At 69.6% G+C, this 25,990-nt stretch carries 27 protein-coding genes and 1 pseudogene; 16 read left to right on the top strand and 12 right to left on the bottom strand.

The genetic code is table 11. The annotated features are described in order from the left end of the window. Nucleotides 1-36: 36 nt before the first annotated feature. The gene (gene mnmA, locus IG65_RS0101215) at nt 37-1,149 is read right to left on the bottom strand and encodes a tRNA 2-thiouridine(34) synthase MnmA (protein WP_030512914.1); all 1,113 of its coding nucleotides are present in this window, start codon (nt 1,147-1,149) and stop codon (nt 37-39) included. Continuing rightward, nucleotides 1,146-2,375: a cysteine desulfurase family protein gene (locus IG65_RS0101210; protein WP_030512913.1), complete on the bottom strand. Its 1,230-nt coding sequence runs from the start codon at nt 2,373-2,375 to the stop codon at nt 1,146-1,148. Before IG65_RS0101210 ends, mnmA begins: the two co-directional genes overlap by 4 nt. 514 nt (nt 2,376-2,889) lie before the next feature. Here IG65_RS0101210 and IG65_RS0101205 point away from each other — a divergent pair. After that, nucleotides 2,890-3,288: a hypothetical protein gene (locus IG65_RS0101205; RefSeq protein ID WP_030512912.1), complete on the top strand. Its 399-nt coding sequence runs from the start codon at nt 2,890-2,892 to the stop codon at nt 3,286-3,288. A gap of 206 nt (nt 3,289-3,494) precedes the next feature. Further along, the gene (locus IG65_RS0101200; protein WP_030512911.1) at nt 3,495-4,310 is read left to right on the top strand and encodes an acyl-CoA thioesterase domain-containing protein; all 816 of its coding nucleotides are present in this window, start codon (nt 3,495-3,497) and stop codon (nt 4,308-4,310) included. 49 nt (nt 4,311-4,359) lie between these two features. On the opposite strand, the gene IG65_RS0101195 is transcribed toward IG65_RS0101200, so the two are convergent. Further along, nucleotides 4,360-5,262: a LysR family transcriptional regulator gene (locus tag IG65_RS0101195; RefSeq protein WP_030512910.1), complete on the bottom strand. Its 903-nt coding sequence runs from the start codon at nt 5,260-5,262 to the stop codon at nt 4,360-4,362. A 389-nt stretch (nt 5,263-5,651) separates the two neighbouring features. Between IG65_RS0101195 and IG65_RS0101190 the strand changes: the two genes are divergently transcribed. The 6 genes from IG65_RS0101190 (at nt 5,652) to IG65_RS0101165 (ending at nt 10,052) form a co-directional block, all read left to right on the top strand. Beyond that, a complete protein-coding gene (locus tag IG65_RS0101190) occupies nt 5,652-6,569 on the top strand; it encodes a TIGR03620 family F420-dependent LLM class oxidoreductase (protein ID WP_030512909.1) in 918 nt (305 codons plus the stop codon). 55 nt (nt 6,570-6,624) lie between these two features. Beyond that, nucleotides 6,625-6,834: a molybdopterin-binding protein gene (locus IG65_RS0101185; protein WP_030512908.1), complete on the top strand. Its 210-nt coding sequence runs from the start codon at nt 6,625-6,627 to the stop codon at nt 6,832-6,834. Between the two features lie 100 nt (nt 6,835-6,934). Next, a complete protein-coding gene (mftF, locus tag IG65_RS0101180) occupies nt 6,935-8,320 on the top strand; it encodes a mycofactocin biosynthesis glycosyltransferase MftF (protein ID WP_051755097.1) in 1,386 nt (461 codons plus the stop codon). Beyond that, a complete protein-coding gene (gene mftE, locus IG65_RS0101175) occupies nt 8,307-8,990 on the top strand; it encodes a mycofactocin biosynthesis peptidyl-dipeptidase MftE (protein WP_030512906.1) in 684 nt (227 codons plus the stop codon). The genes mftF and mftE overlap by 14 nt, the downstream gene beginning before the upstream one ends. A gap of 75 nt (nt 8,991-9,065) precedes the next feature. Continuing rightward, the gene (locus tag IG65_RS0101170; protein ID WP_030512905.1) at nt 9,066-9,440 is read left to right on the top strand and encodes a DUF2255 family protein; all 375 of its coding nucleotides are present in this window, start codon (nt 9,066-9,068) and stop codon (nt 9,438-9,440) included. 186 nt (nt 9,441-9,626) lie between these two features. Then, entirely contained in the window at nt 9,627-10,052 is a 426-nt protein-coding gene (locus IG65_RS0101165; RefSeq protein WP_156055449.1) for a hypothetical protein, read from the top strand. A 37-nt stretch (nt 10,053-10,089) separates the two neighbouring features. Here IG65_RS0101165 and IG65_RS0101160 read toward each other — a convergent pair whose 3' ends face one another. Both IG65_RS0101160 and IG65_RS0101150 read right to left on the bottom strand, forming a co-directional pair. Beyond that, a complete protein-coding gene (locus IG65_RS0101160; protein WP_030512903.1) occupies nt 10,090-10,992 on the bottom strand; it encodes an SDR family oxidoreductase in 903 nt (300 codons plus the stop codon). Between the two features lie 313 nt (nt 10,993-11,305). Next, nucleotides 11,306-11,941, bottom strand: coding sequence for a TetR/AcrR family transcriptional regulator (locus tag IG65_RS0101150; RefSeq protein ID WP_030512902.1), 636 nt, complete (start codon nt 11,939-11,941; stop codon nt 11,306-11,308). A 174-nt stretch (nt 11,942-12,115) separates the two neighbouring features. Here IG65_RS0101150 and IG65_RS0101145 point away from each other — a divergent pair, with 174 nt between their 5' ends. Beyond that, nucleotides 12,116-12,667, top strand: a complete 552-nt coding sequence (locus IG65_RS0101145; protein ID WP_030512901.1) for an NTP transferase domain-containing protein — start codon at nt 12,116-12,118, stop codon at nt 12,665-12,667. Between the two features lie 10 nt (nt 12,668-12,677). On the opposite strand, the gene IG65_RS0101140 is transcribed toward IG65_RS0101145, so the two are convergent. Genes IG65_RS0101140 through IG65_RS0101125 form a run of 4 tightly spaced genes read right to left on the bottom strand, consistent with a single transcriptional unit; the run spans nt 12,678 to nt 17,131 of the window. Further along, complete coding sequence (locus IG65_RS0101140) at nt 12,678-13,358, bottom strand: SRPBCC family protein (RefSeq protein WP_030512900.1); 681 nt, start codon at nt 13,356-13,358, stop codon at nt 12,678-12,680. Between the two features lie 17 nt (nt 13,359-13,375). Then, nucleotides 13,376-13,915 carry a (2Fe-2S)-binding protein gene (locus tag IG65_RS0101135; RefSeq protein ID WP_030512899.1) on the bottom strand — a complete coding sequence of 180 codons (540 nt, stop codon included), beginning with the start codon at nt 13,913-13,915 and terminating at the stop codon, nt 13,376-13,378. Further along, nucleotides 13,908-14,783, bottom strand: coding sequence for a xanthine dehydrogenase family protein subunit M (locus IG65_RS0101130; protein WP_030512898.1), 876 nt, complete (start codon nt 14,781-14,783; stop codon nt 13,908-13,910). The genes IG65_RS0101135 and IG65_RS0101130 overlap by 8 nt, the downstream gene beginning before the upstream one ends. Then, complete coding sequence (locus tag IG65_RS0101125; RefSeq protein WP_030512897.1) at nt 14,780-17,131, bottom strand: xanthine dehydrogenase family protein molybdopterin-binding subunit; 2,352 nt, start codon at nt 17,129-17,131, stop codon at nt 14,780-14,782. Before IG65_RS0101125 ends, IG65_RS0101130 begins: the two co-directional genes overlap by 4 nt. A 149-nt stretch (nt 17,132-17,280) precedes the next feature. On the opposite strand from IG65_RS0101125, the gene IG65_RS0101120 reads away from it, so the two are divergent. The 7 genes from IG65_RS0101120 to IG65_RS35645 all read left to right on the top strand — a co-directional run bounded on the left by IG65_RS0101120 (nt 17,281) and on the right by IG65_RS35645 (nt 23,275). After that, nucleotides 17,281-18,348, top strand: a complete 1,068-nt coding sequence (locus tag IG65_RS0101120; RefSeq protein ID WP_030512896.1) for an XdhC/CoxI family protein — start codon at nt 17,281-17,283, stop codon at nt 18,346-18,348. Between the two features lie 42 nt (nt 18,349-18,390). Further along, complete coding sequence (locus IG65_RS0101115) at nt 18,391-18,822, top strand: SRPBCC family protein (protein WP_030512895.1); 432 nt, start codon at nt 18,391-18,393, stop codon at nt 18,820-18,822. A gap of 304 nt (nt 18,823-19,126) precedes the next feature. Next, nucleotides 19,127-19,528, top strand: a complete 402-nt coding sequence (locus IG65_RS0101110) for a molybdopterin-binding protein (protein ID WP_030512894.1) — start codon at nt 19,127-19,129, stop codon at nt 19,526-19,528. 5 nt (nt 19,529-19,533) lie between these two features. After that, nucleotides 19,534-20,319: a molybdate ABC transporter substrate-binding protein gene (gene modA, locus IG65_RS0101105; protein WP_030512893.1), complete on the top strand. Its 786-nt coding sequence runs from the start codon at nt 19,534-19,536 to the stop codon at nt 20,317-20,319. Continuing rightward, nucleotides 20,316-21,131, top strand: a complete 816-nt coding sequence (modB, locus tag IG65_RS0101100; RefSeq protein ID WP_030512892.1) for a molybdate ABC transporter permease subunit — start codon at nt 20,316-20,318, stop codon at nt 21,129-21,131. Before modA ends, modB begins: the two co-directional genes overlap by 4 nt. Next, nucleotides 21,128-22,177 carry an ABC transporter ATP-binding protein gene (locus IG65_RS0101095; RefSeq protein ID WP_030512891.1) on the top strand — a complete coding sequence of 350 codons (1,050 nt, stop codon included), beginning with the start codon at nt 21,128-21,130 and terminating at the stop codon, nt 22,175-22,177. The genes modB and IG65_RS0101095 overlap by 4 nt, the downstream gene beginning before the upstream one ends. Nucleotides 22,178-22,300: 123 nt before the next feature. Then, nucleotides 22,301-23,275: an MspA family porin gene (locus IG65_RS35645; RefSeq protein ID WP_051755096.1), complete on the top strand. Its 975-nt coding sequence runs from the start codon at nt 22,301-22,303 to the stop codon at nt 23,273-23,275. A gap of 63 nt (nt 23,276-23,338) precedes the next feature. On the opposite strand, the gene IG65_RS0101085 is transcribed toward IG65_RS35645, so the two are convergent. The 3 genes and pseudogenes from IG65_RS0101085 to IG65_RS39725 all read right to left on the bottom strand — a co-directional run. Beyond that, complete coding sequence (locus tag IG65_RS0101085; protein WP_030512889.1) at nt 23,339-23,527, bottom strand: DUF2795 domain-containing protein; 189 nt, start codon at nt 23,525-23,527, stop codon at nt 23,339-23,341. A 267-nt stretch (nt 23,528-23,794) separates the two neighbouring features. Next, nucleotides 23,795-25,006, bottom strand: coding sequence for a glycosyltransferase (locus IG65_RS0101080; RefSeq protein ID WP_030512888.1), 1,212 nt, complete (start codon nt 25,004-25,006; stop codon nt 23,795-23,797). A 697-nt stretch (nt 25,007-25,703) separates the two neighbouring features. Continuing rightward, nucleotides 25,704-25,811 (bottom strand): annotated as a pseudogene (locus IG65_RS39725) (catalase-related domain-containing protein); the annotation flags it as partial. Nucleotides 25,812-25,990 lie beyond the last annotated feature (179 nt).

The following is a 25,990-nucleotide window of genomic DNA, read 5'->3' as shown; positions in this document are numbered from 1 at the left end:
CCCCGAAGTGGCCCCCGATCCGGACGACGTCCGCGCTCACCGCGCGGAATCCGCGACCAGCTCCCCGGCGCGCTCACGTCCGGTACCGCTGATGGTGCCGCTGCCGATCACCCGGTCTCCCAACGGATCCGGCAGATAGGCCACTACCGCCTGCCCGCGCGCCACGCCGGTCAGGGGCTCGCGCAGCCGCGCGATCAGACCGCCGTCGACCGCCTCCACGACGGCCGGGGCGATGCCGCCGTGCGCACGCACCTGGACGACACAGTCGAACGGCCCGGACGGCACCTCACCGGAGGTCCACACGGCCCGGTCCGCCCGCACCGTCCAGACGTCCAGATCTTCGGCGGGCCCGACGTGGACGGTGCCGGAGTCCGGGTCGATCTCGGTGACGTAGCGGGGGCGGCCGTCCGCGGCGGGGCCGGGCAGCCCGAGCCCCTTGCGCTGGCCGATCGTGAATCCGTGTACGCCTTCGTGGTCGGCCAGTTTGCGGCCGTCGCTGTCGACGATGGCGCCCGGACGCACACCGATCGAGGCGCCGAGGAACGCGCGGGTGTCGCCGGAGGGGATGAAGCAGATGTCGTGGGAGTCGGGCTTGTTCGCGACTGCGAGACCGCGCTCGGCGGCCTCTTCGCGGATGCGCGGCTTCGGGGTGTCACCCACCGGGAACATCGCCCGCGACAGCTGGTCGGCGGTGAGCACGGCCAGCACATAGGACTGATCCTTGTCGCCGTCGACGGCACGGCGCAGCACACCGTCGGACAGCTGCGCGTAGTGGCCGGTCACCACGGCGTCGAATCCGAGCGCGGCGGCGCGGTCGGCCAGCGCCGAGAACTTGATCTTCTCGTTACAGCGCAGGCACGGATTCGGCGTCTCGCCGGCCGCGTAGGCGGCGACGAAGTCGTCGATCACGTCCTCTTTGAAGCGGTCGGCGAAATCCCAGACGTAGAACGGAATTCCGAGCACGTCGGCGGCGCGGCGCGCATCGCCGGCGTCCTCCTTGGAACAGCAGCCGCGCGACCCGGTGCGCAGTGTTCCGGGGGTGGCCGACAGGGCCAGATGCACTCCGACCACCTCGTGGCCGGCGGCGACCGCACGCGCGGCGGCCACGGCGGAATCGACGCCGCCGCTCATCGCTGCCAGCACTCTCATCGCGTACCTCCTTTCGCACCGGCCAGCCCGGCCGCTTCGGCCCGCTCCACCACGGAGGGCAGAACTTCCAGCACTCTGTCGATCTCGGCCACGGTCGTGGTGTGACCGAGCGAGAACCGCAGGGAACCGCGCGCCTGACGCGGTTCCACCCCCATCGCGAGCAGTACATGGCTCGGCGCGGCCACTCCGGCGTTGCACGCCGATCCGGTCGAGCACTCGATCCCCGCGGCGTCGAGCAGCATCAGCAGGGAATCGCCCTCGCAACCGGGGAAGGTGAAGTGGACGTTTCCGGGCAGGCGCCGTTCACCGGTAGCGCCGTTGAGGACTGCCCCGGGCATCGCGTCGCGCACTCCGGTGATCAGGCGATCGCGCAGCTCGATCAATTCCGCTGTGCGCGCGGGCATTTCCCGCACGGTCTCCCGCAGCGCCGCGGCGATTCCCACCGCGGCCGGCACATCGGAGGTGCCCGATCGCAGATCGCGCTCGTGGCCGCCGCCGTGCAGCAGCGGCACGCAGCCGACCTGCCGGCCCAGCAGCAGGACCCCACATCCGTGCGGACCGCCGACCTTGTGCCCGGCGAAACTGGCCGCGGCCAGGCCGCTCGATGCGAAATCGATGGGCAGCTGGGCGGCCGCCTGCACCGCGTCGCTGTGCATCGGAATGTCGAATTCCTGGGCGACGGAAGCCAATCCGACGATCGGCTCGATCGTGCCGACCTCGTTGTTGGCCCACATCACGCTGACCAGGGCGGTATCGTCGGCGTGCACCGACAGCGCTTCGCGCAGCGCACCCGGCGAGACGATCCCCTCGGAGTCGACGTCGAGCAGGGTGACCTGCGCGCCCTCGTGCTGCTGCAACCAGTCCACCGCGTCGAGCACCGCATGGTGTTCGACCGAGCTCACCAGGATGCGGGTGCGGCGCGGATCGGCGTCGCGACGAGCCCAGTAGATGCCCTTGATCGCGAGATTGTCACTTTCCGTACCGCCCGAGGTGAAGATCACCTCCGAGGGCCGCGCCCCGAGATCGGCGGCGACGGATTCGCGCGCCTCCTCCAGCAATCGCCGCGCGGTGCGGCCGGAGCCGTGCAGAGACGAGGCGTTACCGACCGTGCCGAGCACAGCCGTCATCGCCTCGACGGCGGCCGGGAACATGGGTGTCGTGGCCGCGTGATCGAGGTAGACCGTCTTGGGCGCCGCTGCGACCGGACCCGGGAAAGCCGACATCATGACCGATCCAGCCTATCCCACCGTTGACCTGCACACCTTGGGGGTATCCTTCCGCCTTCCGCGCACCACCTACGCTTCACCCCCATCGGCAACCCGGCTGCCCTCCCCCGATATTCCCGATGGCCGCCGGAGATTTTTCGGCGTCCCCGATATTCCGGCGGACAAATCCGGCAGCACCGAACCAAGCATGTGCTCGATATTTGCTGAAGCTGGAAGGCTTACTCACCACAAATCCCCCGAATTTCCACCGAACCAACACTACCATTCGAAAACGACTGGACACCAGGTTGTTTCGGGCCACCGACCAGCTCGCGGAAAGTTTGCGGATAACCGCGTTTCTGACTAGGCTGCCTCGCAGAACGATCACCACGGCGCGGCGCGGATAGCGCTCGAGCGGGAGCGATTCCGATATTTCCCCGACTCGCCGTGGATGTGCTGGGGGTTATTCGCAGACATATGTCGGTTGAGCCCGGTATGCGGCAGATCGAGTCCGGGCTGTGAGGTGAGGAGAACGGTGAGCGGCAAACTGATCACGACAACTCCGTCGGCGGCTCTGCTGGTCGAGGAGATCGTCGATCGCTACGGCTCGGTCGAGCAGTTCTGCAACCAACTGCGCCGGGACCTGGACGACCCGACCGTGCAACTGCCGCGCTTCACCCATTTCATGCCGCCGGACGGCCCCCATTCCCCACCCCATCTCGCCTGGTCACAGGCTCCGTGCGCGGAACCGGCGCCGATGACCGAGGCCGGTGCGACGCCACCCGGATCCTACGGCGACGCCGAGTCCCCGGCCGTCCCGGATCCGGCCTCGGGCGGCGAGCCCGCTACGCCCGCGCCCTCGCGAGCACAGCCCATGACCGCCGAAGCGCACGTGCGCCGCAGCCGGTGGCACCGATTGCTGGCCTGGTTGTGATTCGTCTCACCGGTCGGCGGAATACCTTCTGCCACAACGCATTCGGGTCTGAAGAGCGTTGCCTCGTCCACCCCGGCCGGGTGCCGGCGCCCTGATCCCCTCGGTTGCCGGCCCGGCTTCGCCGACCCCGGAAGTAATCGTCGATTCCGGGCGGTTGATGATCGTGGGTGCCCGGCCGTCGGTCGGTGAGGAAGGAGTTCGGCGCCATGGACAGTGCGTTCTTCCGCGTCAAGCACGAGGAGACCGAGGAACTGCACCCCGAACCCCGCGCGGGCAGCGGCTGGGGTGCGGACCAGATGCGCGGGCCGGCCGTCAGCGCTGCGCTGGCGCGAGAGGTCGAGCGGACGGTCGAGGCCCTGGGCCGTCCGGATCTGCAGCCGGTGCGGTGGACGCTCGATCTGTTCCGCGCGGTCCGGATGCGCCCCTCGGTGACCTCCGCGACGATTGTCCGTGAAGGTCCCCGCCTCTGCCTGGTCGACGCGGTGCTGAGTCAGGACGGCGAACCGGCGGCTCGCGCGAGTGCGCTGTTCCTGCGAGCGAGCGAGGCCCCGCCCGGGCAGGTGTGGTCCGGCGGCACCACCCCGACCGCGCCCGATCCGGGCCTGCGCGCTACCCGAGACCCGGAACGGCTCTACTACACCGAATCCGAGGGCTGGGGCGAGTGGTCCGACGCCTTCCGCGACAGCCCCCGAAAACGCATCTGGCACTTCGCCATTCCGGTCGTCGAGGGCGAGGAGCCGACCCCGTTCCAGTTCGCGGCCTCGGTCGCCGACGTCACGAATATGGTGTCCAATCTCGGCAGCGCGGGCCTGGAATACATCAATCCCGATGTGACGATGGCGATCACCCGGCTGCCGGCCGAGAGGGAAATCGGCCTCGCCCTCACCGAACGCGTCGAACACCACGGCCTCACCGTCGGCACCGCGGTGATGTTCGACCGCGACGGCGTCCTCGGCACCACCACCGTCTCCGCCATCGCCAACGCCCGCCGCGCCGTACGCCTCGTCCCCGACGCCGACTGAGAGCGACCGTTTCTCCAGGCCGGGGCCGCTCGACCGGCATCCGGCGTGATCAGCCCTCCGGGGTGGGGCCGGTGAGGATGGTTTGAGCGGTTTTGCGGAGGGCGGCGACGAGGCGGCTGCGGTCGTCGGCGCGGGTGGCCAGGACCACGTGGGCCGGGTCGACGTCGGTGAGGGGGACGGCGGTGAGGTCGGGGCGGAGGGTGTGGATTCGGAAGCCGGCGGCGATGGCGATGGCCTCGCCGGCGGCGATGATCTCGAGTTTGTCCTCCATCGCGTCGATGACCGGGCCGTCGGGGGCGGGGCGTCCGTCGGGGCGAGGGTCGATGCGCCAGTAGGCATTCCAGGCCGGATCGGAATCGCGGAGCCGGGGCAACGGTTCGTCGGCGATATCGGCGAGGGTGACCGATTCCTTGCCCGCGAGCCGGTGGGAGGTCGGCAGGATCACCACGCGCGGTTCGTCGTAGAGAACGGTGACGTGCAGCCGCTCGGTGGGGAAGGGCAGCCGGGTGACCAGCGCGTCCACGCGATGTTCCAGCAGCGCGGTGGGGACGTCGTTCCAGGGCACGTGCTGGGCGCGCACCTCGGCATCGGGATGGCGGCGGCGCAGTTCCCGGACGGCGGGGGTGACGATCAGCCCGCTGGTATAGCCGACCGCGAGGCGCCCCGGCTGGGCGGCGGCGCGGGTCTTGGCGACCGCCGCGGCCGCCGCCCGGAGCAGCGCATGGGCCTGCGGCAGGAACACCTCACCGGCCTCGGTGAGCCGGCTTCCCTGCGGAGTGCGGTCCAGGAGGCGAGCGCCGAGTTGCTGTTCCAGCCGGTGGATCTGGCGACTCAGCGACGGCTGCGTGACGTGCAGCGCCTCGGCCGCGCGACCGAAGTGCCGATGATCGGCGACCACGGTAAAACAGTGCACCAGCCGTAGATCGAGGTCCACGGGCGACGTCTCGGGCATGACGCCAGCTTAGCCGTGAGCCCGAGTGCTCAGCTGCGCCTACCTGGGGCGATACGGAAAATGTATTGCGTCAGACGAAAGATTCATTGGCACCGCGTCCGTCGCCGGTGCGAGAGTGAGTTACCGGCGGAGATCCGGCGGCGGCGTCGACGGGATCGTGACTCACCTTGCGCCGACGCCCCACGACACTGCCTTCGCGCCCTCGGTCCGTGGCACCGGTTGCACCAGCAGCCGCCGGTCCGCGACACCGGTTTCGCTACCGGCGGCCGGTCCGCGACACCGGGTGGCACTACCGGACGCCGAACCCGAGACACCCGTCGAGACCTACGTATTCCTCACCAGCACAACTCATTTCAACGAATCGCCGTACATCCCAGGAGGGACAAACGATGACAAGCACCACCGTCGTGGAAGCCGCACGCAGCGCGCTGGGACGCGTTGGCGTCACCCTCCCGGTGTCGTTCACCCGGACTCCCTCGGCGCAGGAGCAACGCAGCGCGGGCCGCCGGTTGGAAGAGGCCGGCGTTCGGGCGGTATGGACCAACGAGGTGATCGGCAAGGACGCCTTCGCGCACCTGGCCGTTCTGCTCGCCGCCACCGAACGGATGACGGCCGGAACCTGCGTGGCCAACATCTGGGCTCGGGCGCCGCAGACCGCGCACGGCGCCGCCGCCTACCTCGCCCAGGCGTATCCGGGGCGATTCGTGCTCGGCCTGGGTGTGGGGTATCCGCAGCAGGCCGACAGCGTCGGCCGCGAATTCGGCAGCCCGCTGACGACGATGCGGGACTACGTGGCGGGAATGGACGAACAAACCTGGCCACCCGCGCCCGAGACGTCCTATCCCCGCATTCTCGCCGCGAACGGTCCGAAGATGCTCGCGCTCGCCGCCGATATCGCCGACGGCGCCCTGCCGGCCGGCCTGCCCGCGGAACATACCGCGCGCGCCCGGGACGCGCTCGGCCCCGGAAAACTGCTGGTGGTGGGTCAATCGGTGGTCGTGGACGATGATCGCGGGCGAGCCCGCGCGACCGCCCGCGAGGTGGTGCGAACCTGGTCCGCCTGGCCGTCGTTTCGCGCCACACTCGTCGAATTGGGCTATCCGGCAATCGAAATCGACGAACTCGGTGACCGGGTCGTGGACGCACTCGTCGCCCACGGCCGCGCGGAATCCATCGCGGCCACGATCCGCGCCCAGTTGGACGCCGGGGCGGACCATGTGGTGCTGCTGCCACCGATCGGCACCGAATTCGCCTCCGGTATCGAACAGCTGGCGTCGATCGCGCCGGCCCTCCGCGAGATCGGCTGAGCGCGCCGACTCCGTCCTCCCTCGCGGCAGCAGGTCGCGGGCGTATGGTCGCCGCATGCGCCTGAGCACCCGAAACCAACTCGACGGCACCGTCGTCTCGGTCACTCGCGGTGAGGCCATGGCAGTCGTGCGGGTCCGCCTCACCGGCGGCGACGAGATCACCTCGTCGATCACCCGCGATGCCGTGGACGATCTCGGCCTCACCGAGGGCTCGACGGTCAAGGTGCTGATCAAATCGACCGAGGTGACACTCGGCATCGAATAGATCCACCGGCCACCCCCTCCGGCGGCACACGTAGCCTGGTCTGGTTCGTTCCGGACGCGGCCGGTGCCGGCCGGGTCGTGCCGATGGAGGTTGTGCCGTTGTGACCGTCACACTGCGTCCGGACGCGCGGTTGCGGTCCTCGCCCGACGGACGAGTACTGCTGGGCGGCAGTCCGCTACGAATGCTGCGCCTCTCTCCCGCCGGCGCCCGTCGAGTGCGGGCGTGGTTCGCGGGCGAGCCGGTCGGCGGTGATGCGAGCGCCCAGGCGCTGGCGCAGCGGATGCTGGCGGCGGGCATCGCGCACCCGGCAGTCGGGCAGGGCCGGCACACCACAGCCGATGTCACGGTCGTGGTCCCGGTCAAGGACAACCTCCCTGGACTCACTCGGCTGCTCGCCGCGACCGGTGACGTGAGCTCCCGCATCGTGGTCGACGACGGTTCGGCCGAGCCGATCACCGATGGTGTCGCCGAGGACGGGGACCGCACGCACGCGACACCGACCGTGACGATCGTCCGGCACGCGTCCGCGCGCGGCCCGGCGGCAGCCCGCAACAGCGGATGCCGCGCGGTCGCCACCGAGCTGATCGCCTTTCTCGATTCGGATATCGTGCCCGACCCGGGCTGGCTCGACCCGCTCCTGCCGCTGTTCGACGATCCCGCGGTCGCGGCCGTGGCTCCTCGGGTGCGGACCTTCGAGCACGGTGTGCTCGGCAGCTACGAGGCCCATCGGTCGAGCCTGGATATGGGTGGCGAACCGGCGGTGGTGCGGCCGGGCGGGCGCATCTCCTATGTCCCGACCGCGGCGCTGGTCGTGCGGCGGTCGGCGTGGGAACGAGCGGGCGGATTCGACGAAAGCCTGCGCTACGGCGAGGATGTCGATCTGGTCTGGCGGCTCGTGGGGGACGGGAAAGTCGTTCGTTATCAACCCGATTCGGTCGTGCGGCACGAGCCGCGCACCACGCTGCGGGCATGGCTGCGGCAGCGCTACGACTACGGCACCTCGGCCGCTGTCCTGGCGCGGCGACATCCAGGACACCTGTACTGCGCGCGCCTGCCTCGCAGCACCGCGTTCCGCTGGGCCACGATCGCGCTGGGCCGCCCGGGGCTCGGCATCGTGACGGCCGTCGAACCGGTGCGGCAGCTGCGGCGGCTGCGTACCGCCGGGCTGCCGGCGTCGATGGCCGCGACGGTGGTCGGCGAGGCCGAAGTGTCCGCGGTGCGTCAGCTCGCCGATGCGCTGCGCCGAATCTGGTGGCCGGCGGCCTTGTTCAGCCGCCGCGGCCGCCGGTTGCTGCTCGCGGCCTACCTGCCGGTCGTGGCCCGCGCGGTGGCGGCCGGGCCGGATCCGCGGGCCGGACTGTTGCGCATCGCGGACGATCTCGCCTACGGGACGGGAGTGTGGGCCGGCTGTCTGCGGGCGCGGACCGCCGAGCCGGTGGTGCCGCTGCTGTATCGAACCGACGGAGACAGTGATGCGTCTGGCTGATCTGACCTCGGCGGACCTCGCCGAGGCCGACCGCGCGCCGCTGCTGGCGATTCCGCTCGGCGCGACCGAACAACACGGACCGCATCTGCCGCTGGGCACCGACACCACCGTGGCGAAGGAACTGTGCCGCCGTCTGGTCGCCACGCGTCCGGATATCGTTGCGGCGCCGGAGATTCCGTACGGGTCGAGTGGTGAACACGCCGGATTCCCGGGGACATTGTCGATCGGGCACCGCGCCCTGGAACTGCTGATCGTCGAATTGGTGCGCTCGGCGGACGAATTCGCGGGCGTGATCCTGGTGAACGGGCACGGCGGAAACCTCGGGCCACTGCGGGCCGCCCAACGCCTGCTCACCGCGGAGGGCCGATCGACGCTGGTGTGGTCGCCGACCGGTCCGGCCGACGACACCCACGCCGGACACGGGGAAACCTCGGTCATGCTCCACCTGGCCCCGGCGCGGGTGACGATGCACCGCGCCGAACCCGGCGCCACCCGGCCGCTGCGGGAGTTGATGCCGCGGCTGCGGTCCGGCGGGGTGAAAGCGGTGAGCGCCAACGGAATACTCGGCGATCCCACCACCGCCGACGCCGCCGAGGGCGCGCGGATCCTCGACCGCTGGGCCGGCGCATTGATCGCCGCGGTCGCCGAAAGTTTCCCCGAACCGCGCTGAGACAGCCCCATCGCCGCCAGGAATCGGCCTAGCCTGGGCGAACCACCGCATCGCGATCGATGGAGGTTTAACGACATGGCCTGGACTGCCGCTCAGCTCGATCGGATCGGATCTTCCGAAGAACTGCAGATCACCAGCTACTACGAGAGTGGCGCCCTGCGGGATTGGACCACCATCTGGGTGGTGCGCGTCGACAACGATCTCTACATCCGCTCCGCCTACGGCCAATCCGGCGACTGGTACCGCCACGCCATGCACACCCGCGGCGCACGGATCCGAGCCCACGGCGTGGAAACCGACGTGACCCTGCACCCGGTCACCGACTCCTACACCAACGACCGCGTCCGCAAGGCCTACGAGTCGAAGTACCGCGACCAGCCCACCGCCCTCGAACCCATGCTGGCCCCCGCCGCCGAGAACACCACCCTGCGCATGGACGCAGTCGGGTAGTTCGGGGATGGGCAGTCGCGGTTAACGGTGTCCTCGCCGGCATCGATATAGGGTCGTCCGGGCGCCGTCGACAGCTGTCGGTGCGAATAAGTATCGTCCGGACCTGTCGTCGACAGGGACCGAAGGGTGGGGCCGATGATCCGATCGAAGCGTTTCCGGAGCACAGGACGATGTGCCGTCGGATTCGTGAGCGCCGCGGCCGCGACCATTCTGATGGTCGCGCCGGCCGGGGCTGTCCCTGCACCCGGCAGCGGATCCGCGTCGCCGACCGCAGCTCCGGGCCCCGAGGTCGAGCTCAACGCCTATTGTGACGACCACGGTGGCAGCGCCCACCTCGTCAGCGGCCGCACCGTCTATTGCACTCAGGTCGAAGGCACGGACGCCTACGTGTGGTCCTACTCGCGAGGACCCCTGAACCACGACCCCAATACCCGGGGCTATACCTGCGACGACAACGGCTGTCACTTCCCCGACGGTTCCGCCGTCCCCGGCTATCAGCGCTGCGGAATTCTCTGCGGCGAGCCGCCGACCAGTGGTGACATCCAAAGCGGTGTGGCCGACTGCTTCAATGCCGGCACACCGTTCGAGGAGTGTGAACGGCGCATGCGGTGAGCGCCGGCGGCTCGTGTGGGCCGCCGGTGCTTCCGGGTTATTGCCCGGTGAAGTAGTGGCCCTCCTCCAGATCCTCGATGAGGTTGGGGTGCAAGGGTTTCCATCCGAGCAGGGCCGTGGTCGCCTCGGCCGCGGCGGGGTTGTCCAGCTGGACCATGGGGGCGAGGAAACCGAAGTGGGCGGGGGCGTCCTCGGCGGCGATGCTCACGACGGGGACGTCGAGGTGGCGGCCGATCACCTCGGCGATGCGGCGCAGCGAGATGCCTTCGTCGCCGACGGCGTGCAGGCGGGTGCCGGCGGGGGCGGATTCGAGCGCCAGGCGGTACAGGTTCGCCGCGTCGAGGGTGTGGCCGGCGGGCCAGCGGTTGGTGCCCTCGCCGACGTAGGCGGACACGCCCTTCTCGCGGGCGGTGGCGATCAGGATGGGGACGAAACCCTGACGGTCGAGGGTGCTGTGCACGGTCGGTGGCAGCCGGACCACGCTGGATCGGATTCCGCGCTCGGCGAATCCGATCACCTCGTTCTCGGAGTCGATGCGCGGCCCAGCCGGCAGCGAGTCGGCCTCCGTGCCGGTTCGTCCCAGGGCCGCGAGCAGACCTGTTCCGGACGTACTGACCAGCGGCTTACCCGACCCCGCCAGGGCCTCACCGAACGCCCGGACGACTCGGAGATCGGCATCCGCCGCACCGAGAAAGTCTCCGGCGATCATGTTCTCGTGCTTGAACGCCAGGTGGATTACGCCGTCGGCCGCGGCCGCCGCCTCGGCCAGCGCCTCCGGATCGTCCAGATTTCCGCGCTGCACCTGCGCTCCCGCGGCCTCCAACGCCGCGGCCGAGGCATCCGATCGTGCCAGTCCGATCACTTCGTGTCCCGCTGACAGCAGTTCGGGCACGACCGCGGACCCCACATGTCCCGACGCCCCGGTGATGAATACGCGCATGGAAAGACCTTCCCGCGAGGAATACGCCGCACCTCTCGCACGGCGGCCGCCGATGTCAGCGACTGCCATCACGCTACACCTCGATATCAGCCGCTGTCATCACCTGCCGCCAGGCGAACCAGGAATCGCTCGACGCCCGGATACTTCTCGCCCAGCGAGGTCGTGGTGAGCAGGACCTAGGCGCCACCCGCGGCCGCCGACAACAGCGAGCGCACCCGGATATCCGCCGCGAGATCGCGACCGGCTCGAATCATCGTCATCCGGGCACCGTATTCCCGCCAGCGGCCCGCGCTCGGTGGCCGCGAGGGAGCGCTCAGGCCGAATTCGCCACGCGGCGTTCGATTTCCGCGGTGCTCCAGGCGCCGATCATGCGGGCGGTCATGACGATGGCTTCGCGGCGTTCCTCGGGGTCGACCTCGAGGGCGGAGGCGCGCAGGACCGCGGAGAAACCGGTGTTCACCAAGACGAAGGCCATGACGTCGAGTTCATGGTCGTCGCTGGGGCCGAGGATCTGGATCAGCAGGACCTTCACCAGCAGGCGCAGGCGGGGTTCGAATTCGGGGATGCCGCTGTTGTAGAACTGCACTCCGGCGGCCAGGGCGCGAACCAGTTTCGCGTTGTCGACCAGTTCGTCGCAGATGGCGGCGAGGATGTCGGCGGTCATATCCTCGACCGAGCGGTCCGCGCGATCCAGCCGTTCGGTGAAGCGGCGTTCGATGCTCACCAGCAGTCGTTCCAGCAATTCCTCGACGATGACCGTGCGGTCGGAGAAGTACCGGTAGACGGTGCCGATGCTGAGGCCGGCCTCGGCGGCGATCCGGTTGGTCGAGGTGTTCTCGATCCCGCGCTCACCGAACAACCGCGCCGCGGTGTCGAGGATGTGCTGGCGGGTTTCCTTCGCACGCTCCTGCGTCGGGCGTCGACGCTGACCGACCGCCTTGGACGGCATCACGCACTCCTACCTGATCTCGCGCCTGTTGGTCGGTTACTCATCCTAGGATGCCCGCGAACGATATTTCGCCTGTTCGGCGGCTTGCGACGGCGAATTGGCCGAGTCCACAAAGGACCGGCGTTTCCGCTATTACATTGGCGCCACAGCAGTTTCCCCACCGAGAGGCCAACCATGTCGGATCGAGTCGTCGGAGTCGTCCTCGCCGCCGGGGCGGGACGGCGATTCGGCCGTCCCAAGGCCACCGTCGGCGACTGGCTGACCACCGCGGTGAACGCACTGCGCGACGGCGGCTGCGCGGAGGTCGTGGTGGTGCTCGGCGCCGCCGAGGTCCCACCCGTTCCCGCGACCACCACGGTGGTGGCGCAGGAGTGGGCCGAGGGAATGAGCGCGTCGGTGCGCACGGGAATCGTTGCGGCGCAGCGGCTCGACGGTACCTACGCCGCCCTGCACGTGGTGGATACACCCGATGTCGGCGCGAATGTCGTCGCCCGGGTGATCGAGCGAGCGACGGCCGACCCGTCCGGTATCGCGCGCGCGAGTTTCGCCGGACGCCCCGGCCATCCCGTAGTGATCGCCCGCCGGCACTGGGCCGACCTGCTGCCGACCCTGTCCGGTGACCGCGGTGCCGCCGCCTATCTGCGCACTGTCCCCGCGCAGACCGTGGAATGCGGTGATCTGGCCACCGGCCGCGATATCGACGAGCCCGGCGACCTCGAGCGCTGACGCGGCCCGGTCAGCCCTGTCGTGCTCGCCGCCGAAGCGCGGCCACCAGCACCACGATCAGCAGCGCCGCCGCGAATCCGCCGTAGCGCACCAGATTTCCGGACCCCGCGGCCGCGAGCAGATCCAGCGGCTCGGCCGGGGTCCGCGGCGCGGCGGCGACGCTGCGCTGCCGTGGCGCGGTGACAGTGGCCGCGCCCGTGTCCTGCGACTCCGTGACGGCGCGCAGTGGTTCGGCCGCCGGCTGTGCCGAGGCGGTGATCTCGTCGGCGAGATTGGTGGCGAACTGCCCGATCAGCGTTCCCGCGACATCGGCCAGCGCACCCCGGCCGAACTGGGCGGGCTTACCGGTGATCGCCAGATCGGTATCGACGAAAACGTCGGTGCTGCCGTTGTTCTCGACCAATCGGCAGGTGATGGTCGCCTTCGCCGTGCCGTTGCCGCGCGCTTCACGGCCGCGGCCCTCGAGCACCGCGACCCCGGCCTGTTCGTCCTGCGAGACGACCTTGATGATCCCGTTGTAGCTCAGCCCCACCGGGCCGAGTTTGACCTTGATCCGGCCGTGGAAATCGTCGCCCTCGCGCGAGGTGATGGTCGCGCCGGGCACACACGGTGCGATGCGTTCGAGGTCGAGCAGTACCGGCCAGGCCTGCGCCGCCGGAACGGGGATGGTGAACGTGTTGTCGAGTTTCATGAAGGTCCTCGGTCGGATCAGGCCCGCCGCGCGGCGGGTGCGGCGATATCGGCCGCCTCGTCGCCGGTGGACGATTCGGCACCGGCGTCGCGCGCATCGGCGGCGGCACGGACCGCGCGCACGATGCCCTGATATCCGGTGCAGCGGCACAGATTTCCCGAGATCGCCTCGCGAATCTCGGTGTCGGTGGGGTCGGGATTCTCCTGCAGGAAGGCGGTCGCGGACACGATGAAGCCGGGCGTGCAGAAGCCGCACTGCAATCCGTGTTCGGCGCGGAAGGCCTCCTGCACCGCCGACAGTTTCCCGTCGGGTCCCGCGATGCCCTCGACGGTGGTGATCTCGGCGCCGTCGGCCTGGACCGCGAAGATCAGGCAGGAGCGCACCGCGGCGCCGTCGAGCAGGACCGTGCAGGCCCCGCACACGCCGTGTTCACATCCGAGGTGAGTGCCGGTCAGCCCGCAGCGGTCGCGCAGATAATCGGCCAGCGTCAGCCGGGCCGCAACGCTGTCGCGGCGGCGGGTGCCGTTGATACGCACCTCGATATCGACCTCAGTCATTGCTCGCCTCCTCTATCGCGCGGCCCCACGCCCGCGCCACCATCGCCGCACCGAGCCGGCGGCGGTATTCGGCCGAACCGTGCACATCCGACGAGATCGCGGTCAGGTCCGCGGTCGCCGCGGCGCCGACCTCCTCGGCCGCCACCGCATCGGCGGGCCGCCCCAGCAGTGCGGCCTCGGCCCGATGCGCCCGCACCGGGGTCGGCGCGAGGCCGAACAGTCCGATCGCGCAGCGGTCGATGCGGGAGTCCCCGTCCAGCCGGACCGCTATCGCCGCCCCGGCCATGGCGAAATCGCCGCTGCGCCTGGTGAATTCCTCGATCGCGAAGCCGCTGCGCCCGGATCGGACCGGGAAGGTGATCGCGGTGACCAGTTCGTCGGGTTCGAGCGCGGTGGTCCACATGCCGGTGAAGAAGTCCGCTGCCGCGAGGGTGCGCCGTCCGCGCGGTGACAACGCCTCGATCTCGGCGTCCAGGGTCAGCGCCACCACCGGATATTCGGCCGCGGCGTCGGCATGGGCGATGGAACCGCCGATGGTGCCGCGGTTGCGGATCTGGAAGTGCCCGATCAGCGGTGTCGCCCGGTGCAGCAGTGGAACCGCCCGGCGGACCTCCGCGGAGGCGCCGACCGCCGCGTGGGTGGTCCCCGCACCGATCCGCACACTCGAGGCCCCGGCCTCGATACCGCGCAGGTCGTCGACTCGCCGCAGGTCGACGAGATGGTCGAAGACCGCCAGCCGCAATGCCAGCATCGGCACCAGGCTCTGGCCGCCGGCGATGACCTTGGCCTCGTCGCCGAGTTCGGCCAGCAGCGTCACCGCCTCCTCGGCCGAGCCGGGGGCGTGATAGTCGAAGGCGGCCGGTTTCATGCCGATTCCTTCCCGGCGGCACGTGCCCGCTCCACCATCTCCACGATCCGTGCGGGTGAGAGCGGCAGCTCCCGCAGCTCGATCCCGAACGGCGACAACGCATCCGCGACGGAGTTGAGCACGGCCGGCGCCGCGCCGATCGCCCCGCCCTCGCCGACGCCCTTGAAGCTGCCCGGCCCCGGACTCGGCGTCTCGACGTGGCCGACCTCGATATCCGGAACCTCCATCGCGGTCGGCAGCAGATAGTCCAGGAAGGTCGTCGCGACCGGATTTCCGCTCTCGTCGTAGGCGAGATGTTCGTAGAGCGCGCCGCCGATGCCTTGCACCGTGCCGCCGTAGATCTGGCCCTCCACCACATTCGGGTTGATCATCGGGCCGACGTCCTCGCTGACGATGTAGCGCAGCAGCGTCACCGCTCCGGTCTCGATGTCGACCTCGCAGGTGCAGATGTGGGTGGCGTTGGCCCAGATCGCCATCTGCGAGGTCTTGTGCCGGCCGTTGGCCTCGAGCCCCGGCGGCACTCCGGGCGGCAGACTGTCGGCCTGAAAGTAGGCGATATCGGCGATCTCGGCCAGCGTCAGCCCCTTGTCGGGAGCGCCGCGCACGCTCGCGCGACTGTCGGCGAACTCGATCTTCTCCGGCGCGACGCCCAAGCGGTGGGCGGCGATCGCGACGATCCGCTCGCGCAACACGGCCGTGGTCTGCCCGATCGCACCCGCGGTCATCGATCCGGACCGGCTGCCCCCGGTGCCGCCGCCGAACGGCGTCACCGCGGTATCGCCCTGAATGGTCCGCACATCCGAGAGCGTGACCCCGAGCGCGTCGGCCGCGAGCTGAACGACGGTGGTCTCCAAGCTGTTACCGGCCGAACCACCCGCCACGTAGACGTTGACCTTGCCGCTCGGTTCGATGCGGATCGTGGCGCCCTCGGTGCTGAGGAACGGGCTCGCGCCGGTGGTCGGTTCCACATACGTGCAGGTGCCGACGCCGAGGTAGCGGCCCTGCGCGCGGGCGGCGCACTGTTCGGCACGGAAGGCGTCGTAGTCCAGTTTCTCGACCGCCTGCTCGAGCGTCTCCATCGGCGAGATGTTGTCGTAGGACATGCCGTTGGGATTGGCCCACGGTAATTCGTCGCGGCGCAGCATGTTCCGGCGGCGCAGCTCGATCGGGTCGATGCCGATCTGCCGGGCCGCGTGGTCGAGCAGCACCTCGCGCGCCACGGATTCGAACTGCCACGGCCCCCGATAGGCGACCCGCCCGACGGTGTTGGAGTAGAGGAACTTCGAACTGAACGAGGCGTCGGTGATGCGGTAAGGGCCGGGGAACAGAATGCCCACGACCACACCACCGGTGATCGGCGAGGGTGTCGGATAGGCGCCGACGTTCTGCACATGGTCGATGGAGGCCGCGACGATCCGGCCGTCCGCATCGAAAGCCATTGCCACATCGGCGTTCTCGTGCCGGGCCAGGCCCGAGGCCATCAGATTCTCCTGACGGTCCTCGATCCACTTCACCGGGGTGCCGAGCGCACGCGAGGCGAGCATGACGCAGGTCTCCTCGCGCAGCGGCAGTTGCTTGAGCCCGAAACCGCCGCCGGTGTCGCGCGCGATCACCCGGACCTGGTGTTCGTCGATGCCGAGCAGCCGGGCGCAGAACGCGCGGACCTCGTGCGGCGACTGGGTGGCGATCCAGATCGTCATCTCCGCCGTCGACGCCGACCATTCGGCGAGGATGCCGCGGGTTTCCATCGGCACCGGCAGATAGGCCTGCTGAAAGATCTGCTGGCGCACCACATGCGCGGCGGAGTCGAACAGCGGTGCCAGGTCGGCGGCCGGACGCCCGCCCATCGCCCCGGCCGAATTACCGGCGAATCCGGCGTGCACCAGATTGGGCGACTGTTCCGCGGTGGTGTAGTCGACCACCGGCTCCAGCGGTTCGTAGTCGATGACGACCAGTTCGGCGGCGTCTTCGGCGATATAGCGGTCGGCGGCGATCACCAGCGCGACCGGATCGCCGACGAATCGGACCTCCTCCTCGGCCAGCGGCGGGCGCGGCACCGGCGGCATACCGACCATGTCCAGGTCGTAGGAGATCTCGTGCGCACCGGGATTGAGGTCCGCGGCGGTGTAGACAGCGAGTACCCCGTCCAGTTCCAGCGCCGCCGACACGTCGATCGTGCCGATGGTCGCGCGGGGCAGCGGGCTGCGCACGAAGCAGGCGTGCGCCGCGCCCGGGCGGGTCACATCGTCGACGAAGGTTCCCGCGCCGGTGACCAGGCGCGCGTCCTCTATGCGCGGGATCCGCGCGCCGACCACGGAGGCGCTCGCGGTTGTTGTCGTCGAGGTCATCGGGCGGCTCGCATCGCGGTCATCGGACTGATCCCCTCTTGTTCGCCGTCGGACAAGGACCGGCACCTCGCGGGTCGGTTAACAATATATGCCGATATTGAGTACGTCGCTACAGTAGAAGGAGAATGTAATTCTCATCGGAGGTCGGCGTGCGGGAACTCGGCGAGCACCTGCGGCACTGGCATGCCGCCGCAACCACATACGCCTTGGCCACCGTGATCGGCGTACAGGGAAGCGCGCCGAGGACATTGGGCACCACCATGGCGGTCTCCGCGTCCGGCCAGGTGCGGGGCAGCCTCTCCGGCGGCTGCGTGGAGGGCGCGGTCTACGAGGAATGCCTGCAGGTGCTCGCATCCGGGGAGCCGGTCCGGCGCACCTTCGGCTACAACGCCGACGACGCCTTCGCGGTCGGGCTCACCTGCGGCGGGGAACTGGAGGTGTTCATCCACCGGGTGACCGCGACCGAGTACGAGACGATCGACGTCGCGCTGGATCCGGATCGGCCGGTCGCCCTGGTCCGCGATCTGGAATCCGGCGCGATCGTCGCGGTGCGACCGGATCGCTCGATCGGAGGGCCCGCCGACCCGGCGGTGATCGCACATGCTCGCGCCATGCTCGAGGCCGCCACCAGCGCGATCCGCACCATCGGGTGCGCGGAGGGTGAACGCACGGTGTTCGTGACGTCCTTCGCCCCGCCACCGCGCATGATCGTCTTCGGCGCCACCGATTTCACCACCGCGCTGTGCCGGGTCGGGCGGCTGCTCGGCTACCGCGTCACCGTCTGCGAACCGCGCCCGGTCTTCGCCGACCGTGCGCGTCTGCCCGAGGCCGACGAGGTGGTGCGCGATCGGCCCGATCGGTATCTGGCCGGTACGCACGTCGATTCGCGCACGGTGATCTGCGTGCTGACCCACGATCCGAAATTCGATGTGCCGGTCCTCGCGACAGCGCTGCGACTGCCGGTGGCCTATGTGGGGGCGATGGGTTCGCGGCGGTCGGATCGAGAGCGACGGAAACACCTGCGCGACAACGGCATCAGCGATGATCAGGTGCGCCGGCTGCATTCACCGATCGGACTGGAACTCGGTGGCCGCACACCGGAGGAGACCGCGGTGTCGATCGGCGCCGAGATCGTGGCGGTGCGCCGCGGCGGTTCCGGGCGACCGCTCTCGGCGACGGACCGGCCGATCCACGCCGACCCCGGACTCGCCTCGTAACCACGGTCGGATGGCCGAATCACCGGCGGTTACCATCCACCCGTGGCGAAACTGAAGGTCTCGGTGGACGTTCCGATCTCCCCCGATCGGGCGTGGTCGCACGCGGCGAATCTGGGCGAGCTCGACCAGTGGCTGATCATGCACGAGGCGTGGCGCGGCCGGGTGCCCGACGAGCTCACTCCCGGTACCGAACTGGTGGGCATCGCCTCGGTGAAGGGTCTGCGCAACCGCGTGCGCTGGACCGTGCGCACCGCCGAACCACCGCGCCGGCTCGTGCTGAGCGGCGCCGGCAAAGGCGGCACCAAACTGGGACTGGAACTGCTGGTCGCGCCGAACGCCTCGGGTTCGGCGGTTACCGTCGACATCGATCTGGGTGGGCGACCGCTGTTCGGCCCGATCGGAGCGACGGTGGCACGAGCGCTGCGGGGCGATATCGAACGCTCCCTCGACCGGTTCGTCGACCTGTACTGCTGAACGCTCAGCGCGGTTCGAGAACGACCAGCGGGATCGTGCGCCCGCCCGCCTGGCGCCGATAGAACTCGTAATCCGGTGTCATAGCGACGAATTCACGCCACAGTCCGGATATTCCGTCGCGGTGGCGACCCGCGCCCGCGCCGGGCGGACTTGCCTTCCGATCCGAATCGTGGTGTCGGGGTGGGCCTAGCCGTTGCGATATCAGGCCCCGCACGGACGAGGGCGCGTCCCGGTGAGAATCGGGTAACCGGTCCGCAACCGGGCGGGGCTTGCGTACCGCATTCACGGCAATATGCTTCCCATTGTGACGAATTTGCGGATCAGCGAGGCGGCGGCGCTGCTGGGGGTCAGCGACGACACCGTGCGGCGCTGGATCGATCAGGGGCGGCTGCCGGAGATCCGGCTCGACAGCGGCCGCAAGGGGGTGCGCGGCGCGGATCTGGCCGAGGTCCTGCGTAGTCAACACGCCGAGGCGCGCGAACCCGGTGTCACCGTCGCCGCCTCGGCCCGCAACCGGATGCGCGGCATCGTCACCCGCATCATCAAGGACACGGTGATGGCGCAGGTCGAGATGCAGGCCGGACCGTTCCGGCTGGTCTCGCTGGTCAGCCGGGAATCGGTCGACGAACTCGGTCTCGAGGTCGGCAGTATCGCCGTCGCCTCGGTCAAATCGACCCACGTCGTGGTCGAAATTCCGGAAAGTTGACGAGAATGCAGATCTTGCGCACCATCGGCGCCGCGGCGGCCGCCGTGGCCGTCACCGCGGGCCTGGCCGGATGCGGTTCCGACGACGCGAAGTCCGCCACCGGAACGGACCAGGTCTCGGGCACGGTCACGGTTTTCGCGGCGGCCTCGCTCACCGAGACGTTCACGAAACTCGGACACGACTTCGAGGCCGCCCACCCGGGCGTGAAGGTCGTCTACAGCTTCGGCGGCAGTTCGGCACTGGCCCAGCAGATCGAGCAGGGGGCGCCGGCCGATGTCTTCGCCTCCGCGGCCCCGGCCAATATGCAGCAGGTGGTCGACGCCGGTGAGGTCACCGCCAAACCGGAGACGTTCGTGAGCAATCGGCTGGAAATCGCGGTGCCCAAGGGCAATCCGGGCAAGATCACCGGACTGGCAGACTTCGGCGAAACCGAGCCGCGGATCGCGCTGTGCGCGGTGCAGGTGCCGTGCGGTGCGGCCGCGGAGAAGGTTTTCCAGATCGCCGGCATCACCCCGCGGCCCGACACCCGCGAGCAGGATGTCAAGGCCGTGCTCACCAAGGTGACCCTGGACGAGGTCGACGCCGCACTGGTCTACCGCACCGATGTGCAGGCGGCCGGCGACAAGGTGCAGGGCATGGACTTCCCGGAATCGGCGAAGGTGGTCAACACCTATCCGATCGCACCGCTCGCCAAGGCCCCGCACGCCGCCGCGGCCGCCGCCTTCGTCGACTACGTGCACTCCGATGCGGCGAAGAAGGTGTTCGCCGCCGCGGGATTCGACACCCCGTGAGCAGGCCGGGAACGCGGCGACGGACGGTATCGGCACGGCGGCCGGTCGTGCTGGTGCTGCCCGCGCTCGGCGCGCTGGCGTTCCTGGTGATTCCGCTGATCGGTCTGCTGGTGCGCACCCCGTGGGCGAGCCTGACCGACCGGCTGTTCAGCGCGGAAGTCGGTACCGCCCTGCGACTTTCGCTGATCTGCGCGAGCTGCGCGACCGTGATCTGCCTGCTGTTGGGCATCCCGCTGGCCTGGCTGCTGGCGCGGGCGCACATCCCGGGCCGGGGCGTGATCCGCGCGCTGGTGACGGTGCCGCTGGTCCTGCCGCCGGTGGTCGGAGGCGTGGCGCTGCTGCTGGTGTTCGGCCGCCGCGGGCTGCTCGGGCAGTATCTGTACGACTGGTTCGGCGTCTCGCTGCCGTTCACCACGCCGGGAGTGGTGGTGGCCGAGGCGTTCGTCGCCATGCCGTTTCTGGTCATCTCGGTGGAGGGCGCCCTGCGCAGTACCGACACCCGCTACGAGGAAGCCGCCGCCACCCTCGGCGCGACCCCCTGGTACACCTTCCGCCGCGTCACCCTGCCCGCGATCCTGCCGGGCGTGCTCGCCGGCGGCGTACTGTGCTGGGCCCGGGCGCTCGGCGAATTCGGCGCGACCATCACCTTCGCCGGGAATTTCCCCGGCCGCACCACCACCATGCCGCTGGCGGTGTATCTCGCGCTGGAAACCGATCCCGATGCCGCGATCGTGCTCAGCCTGGTGCTGCTGCTCGTGTCGGTCGCGGTGCTGGTGTCGTTGCGCGAGCGTTGGATTCGAGGAGCGGTATGACGCTGCGGGCCGAACTCGAGGTGCGGCGGGAGCGCTTCCGCCTCGGCCTCGCGCTCACCGTCGAACCCGGTGAGGTGGTGGCGCTGCTCGGGCCCAACGGCGCCGGGAAGACCACGGCGCTGCGTGCGCTGGCCGGACTCGAACCGCTCACCGGTGGACGTCTCAGCGTCGCCGACCGGGTCTGGGACGAACCGCCGGGAGTGTTCGTCCCGGCCGAGCAGCGACAGGTCGGCGTCGTCTTCCAGGATTACCTGCTGTTTCAGCATCTTTCGGCGCTCGAGAACGTCGCCTTCGGCTTGCGGGCCCGCGGCATGCGGCGCGCGCAGGCGCGGGCCCGCGCCGCCGAGCAGCTCGCCCGGGTCGGTCTCGCCGAGCACGCGCACGCCACACCGCGCACACTCTCCGGCGGACAGGCGCAGCGGGTGGCGCTCGCGCGCGCCCTGGCCACCGACCCGCAGCTGCTGTTGCTCGACGAACCACTGGCCGCGCTCGACGCCGGGACCCGGGTGCAGGTGCGCGCCGACCTGGCCCGCCACCTGCGTGACTATCGCGGCCATACCGTGGTGGTCACCCACGATCCGCTCGACGCGATGGTGCTGGCGGACCGGCTCGTCATCCTCGAACAGGGCGCTATCGTCCAGCAGGGCGCGCCGGCCGAGATCGCCCGGCGGCCGCGGTCGGACTATGTCGCAGATCTGATGGGGCTCAATCTGTTTCGCGGCACCGCCGCGGGCACCGGCGTCGAGATCGACAACGGCGGGCACCTCACCGTCGCCGCTCCGGCCACGGGCCGCGTCTTCCTCACCTTCCCGCCTACCGCGGTGAGCCTGCATCCCCAGCAACCCGGCGGCAGCCCCCGCAACACCTGGCCGGTGACCGTCGGCGGCCTGGAACACCACGCCAATCTCACCCGCGTCCGCCTCGACGGAGCTCCACCTGTGCTCGCCGACATTACCGCGGCGGCGGTGGCCGACCTGCGCATTCAACCGGGTATGCGGGTATGGGCCGCGGTCAAGGCGACCGAAATCCATGTCTACCCCGCTTGAAATCTCGAGGGGGGCGGCGTGGCGCGCGTCGAATCCGGGGTCCGTGCGGGTTCGCGCATTATGCTTGCCGGTCGATAGCTGTTCGGGGACTGCTGCCGTGACACCGAGGAACAGGATCCAGCTATGCGACGTCCTCTCATCGCCGCCGCGACGGGTATCGCCGCGGTTACCGCCGTCGCGTCGATCTTATGGACCGGCGGGAGCGAAACGAGTCACGCCCAGCCACCCGGCACGGACGTGACCGGCTCGGGAGTCCATCTGACCGCGTCGGTGGACAACATCGGGGTGAACCCACCCGGTGACCGGACGCCGAACTATCTCATGACGTTCTCGCATGCCGCGCAGCTGTCCGGGAATTTCTCGGTCAACGTCGAGGGCGATCCGATCACCTCGGGTCAGGCGGTGGCGGGATTCCTGCTCGGATGCGGGATCAGCGTGGCAGGCGGCTTCGACGTAGGCATTTCGCCCAACCAAGGGCTGCAATTGAGCATCTCCCCGACGTTCACGCCACCGTCGCTGACGACCGCCGCCGCTCCCATCGCGACCACCGGCAGCGCCACTCCGACCACGACCACCCCCAGCGGTACCGGCGCCTCCTCCACAACCGCCCGCACCACGACAACTCGCCCCACGACCACCCAGACCAAGGCTGTCGGCACGAGTGTTGCGCCCACCACGACGGTCACCACCACGACAACCCCGACCACGACCACCCCCACCACGACGACTCCCCCTACAACGACTCCCCCCACGACGACTCCCACCACCCCCACCCTGCCGACCACGTCCGGCAGCGCGACCCTGCCCGGAGTATCGCCGCCCGGTTTCGACCTCGGGCCGAGCGTCGGCGGCCTCCTGGGCCTGTCCGAGAATCTGGACGCGAACATCGGTCCCGGTCAGGTCACCACCGCCACCACCGCGACGGCCACCCTGGACAACACGACCACGTTCCCCTACCACATCGCCTTCAACAACGCCGCGTTGAACGTCTCCCAATGCGCATCCCCGGTTGCGGCCGTCCCGTTCGTCTCCACCACGGTGTCGACGGCGACGGGTCTGGTCCAAACCACCGCGTACGGCGATCAATTCACGTTCTGACACGCACTGCCCATCGATACAGCCTGGGCCGCCCGCAGTGCGGGCGGCCCAGGTGCATTCAGGTCAGGACATGGCCTCGCTCACCGCGTTCGGTCCGTCGAACATACGGTCGGGCATGCTCTCGAGCGCGTCGACGATCTCCGCGCCGGCGCCGTTGTTCCGCGCCGCGCGCACGATATCGCGGCGGTCACACGGATAGTCCACGCCGGAGAGATACTTCTGCACCTGAATGGGATTCACCTTCTGGCTCATCGTTTCTCCTCTCTCGGTACTGTCCGTTCGGGAATGGAACGACGGGGCGATACCACCGGAATCGGGGCCGAAACATCGCAGTTGCCGAATCGCTGCCGCGATGACCGGACCGGTCCCGATCTGGAGCAGCCCGGGGTCCGGTTCGGTGGCGTGCGGATCGCCGATATGCCCCGCCCTCGTCGCCGCGACCAGTCCGGACGCACCACCGGTGATGACGACATTGCCGAGCGGGCATGTCGGTTGATTCTCCGCGAGCGCCTCCTGATGTCAGCGAGCGGACGACGCGATGACGCCCGCAGCGGCCGTGGCGGCGGTCCGCCGATAGGCCGCCGAGGTATCCCTGGAGATCCGATCCCACGAATAACGTCCGCGGGCTCGTTGCAGACCCGCCTCGCCCATCACCCGGCGCGCCTGCCGGGTGTCGAGCAAGCCCGACAGGACCTCGGCCAGAACGGCGGGGTCCCTCGAGGGGACCAAGTGTCCGGTCACCCCATCGAGAACGGTGTCGAGCATTCCGCCGACCGCGGTGGCGACCACGGGCTTCGCGCACGACATCGCTTCGAGGGGAACGATGCCGAACGGCTCGTACCACGGCGTGCACACGACGGCGTCGGCCGAGCGCAACAGCATCGGCATCTCCGCCCGCAGTACCGGCCCGCGCAGCCGGACTCGTTGCGACACACCGTATTCCGCGGCCACGGCCCGCAATCGCGCTTGCTCGGCTTCGTCCTCGGCGCTCGCCGAACCGCCGGCGATGACCAGTTCGGTATCGGGGACCTCCGACAGTGCCGCGATCGCGGTGTCGAAGCCCTTGCGCCGCACCATGCGGCCGACCGAGACGATCCGCCGCGGCAACTCGGGTTCCTCGGCGGGGCCGTCGGGAGTGAACAGCGACAGGTCGACACCGCAGGGCACCACCGATGTGCGCTCGCGCGGCACACCCATCCTGCCCAGCTCGCGGACCTCGTCGGAACAGGTCGCGACGATATGGGTCGCTCCCGCCGCCACCCGGCGCTCGGATTGGACACGGGAGCGTGGGCTGGTGTCGGCCAGCCCTTGAAAGCGCCGCTTCACGGTGCCCAGCGCGTGGAAGGTCAGAACGACCGGAACGGCGAGGTCGCATGCGGCGCGTTCGGCGGCGATCCCCGACATCCAGAAATGCGCGTGCACGACGTCGGGCCGATCGGCAATCCACTGGGCGCGCAGGAAGGCGGCGAACTCGCCGAGGAACGGCAGAATATCGTCTTTCGAGATGCGCTCCGGCGGACCGGCCGGAACGTGGATCACGCGATATCCCGCCCCCATCAGCACCTCGGGGGGAATGTCGGGGTCGTCTCGGCGGGTGTATACCCGCACATCGTGCCCCAACCGGGCCAGTCCCGCAGCGAGCTCGGACACGTGCACGTTCTGCCCGCCCGCGTCCACACCACCCAGGGGAGCCAATGGGCTCGCGTGCTCGGACACCATCGCAATCTTCACGCTTCCTCCGATCCGCGTCGCCGCCGGTGGATCTCGCGCTCTCGAACTGCGCCATAGCCGGCGGAAACCGTGCCATGGATGTTGGGACTCGCTGCGCCCGGCTCGATCGTCGACTTCTGAACCGGTTCGTGGTCGTCATGCCCTCGCAGCGGCGATGCAAACGGTCCGGAGCAGAACCATCGGGCAACCGGGCGGGCGGCGGATGTGACAGTCCAGCCGCACGGCGGCGGCTCCCGGCCGAATCCCCCTGTGCGCCATTTGAATCCGTGGGTAAGCATCGGTTCGCGCGCCGCGGGCTCGTCGGCACTGGACCGCAACTCGCCCGGCCGCGCGCAGGGGTGGCGAGATCGGCGGCTCCGGCCTCGGACGCGAGAATCACGACCGCGTCGTAGAGCACCGAGGGTCCGCCGTCGATCTTCTGGTCCGCTTCGACAGTTTTGCCGTCCTCGGTAGTGACACCGCCGACCTTCGGCGCGACGATCTCCAGGATCGCCTTCTCCGCCTGCACCGCCTCACGCACCTCGGCCAATGCCTCGGCATCGACCCCGTCGGTGACCAGCACGCCGATCTTGCGCCCCGCGATGCTGTCCGGGCCGTTGCGCACGATACTCAGCGCGGGCGAGGGCGCCAGATCGGTGATCGGCTCGCGGGCACAGCGAGCCGGTTCCGGAAGCTCCGCGAGGCCGAGCCCGTCGGCGACCGCCGTGGCCAGATCCTCGTGAACGTTGCGCAGCGCGGCGACGACCCGGGCACGGATCTCGACTCGATCGCATTTGCTCAGCTCGAAGACGAACGCCTCGACGATGTGTTCTGATCGTCTCCGACAACCACACCCTGCTGGGTGGTCAGCCGCACGTCCTCACCGGTTGCCTCCTGGTGAGTTTCGCCGCCGTTGCCCGGCCGACCTGCCACACTGTCCGTCATCTCCCGACCTCCTGCCGCTGTACGCCGAACCCCTCGGTCACCGAGCCGAGACCCGCCCGG

It is taken from the genome of Nocardia sp. NRRL WC-3656 (genome assembly GCF_000720265.1).
In the GTDB taxonomy this organism is placed as follows: Bacteria; Actinomycetota; Actinomycetes; order Mycobacteriales; family Mycobacteriaceae; genus Nocardia; species Nocardia nova.
Note: the sequence above shows the minus strand (reverse complement) of the source record. Positions and strands in the feature narration are given on the sequence as shown.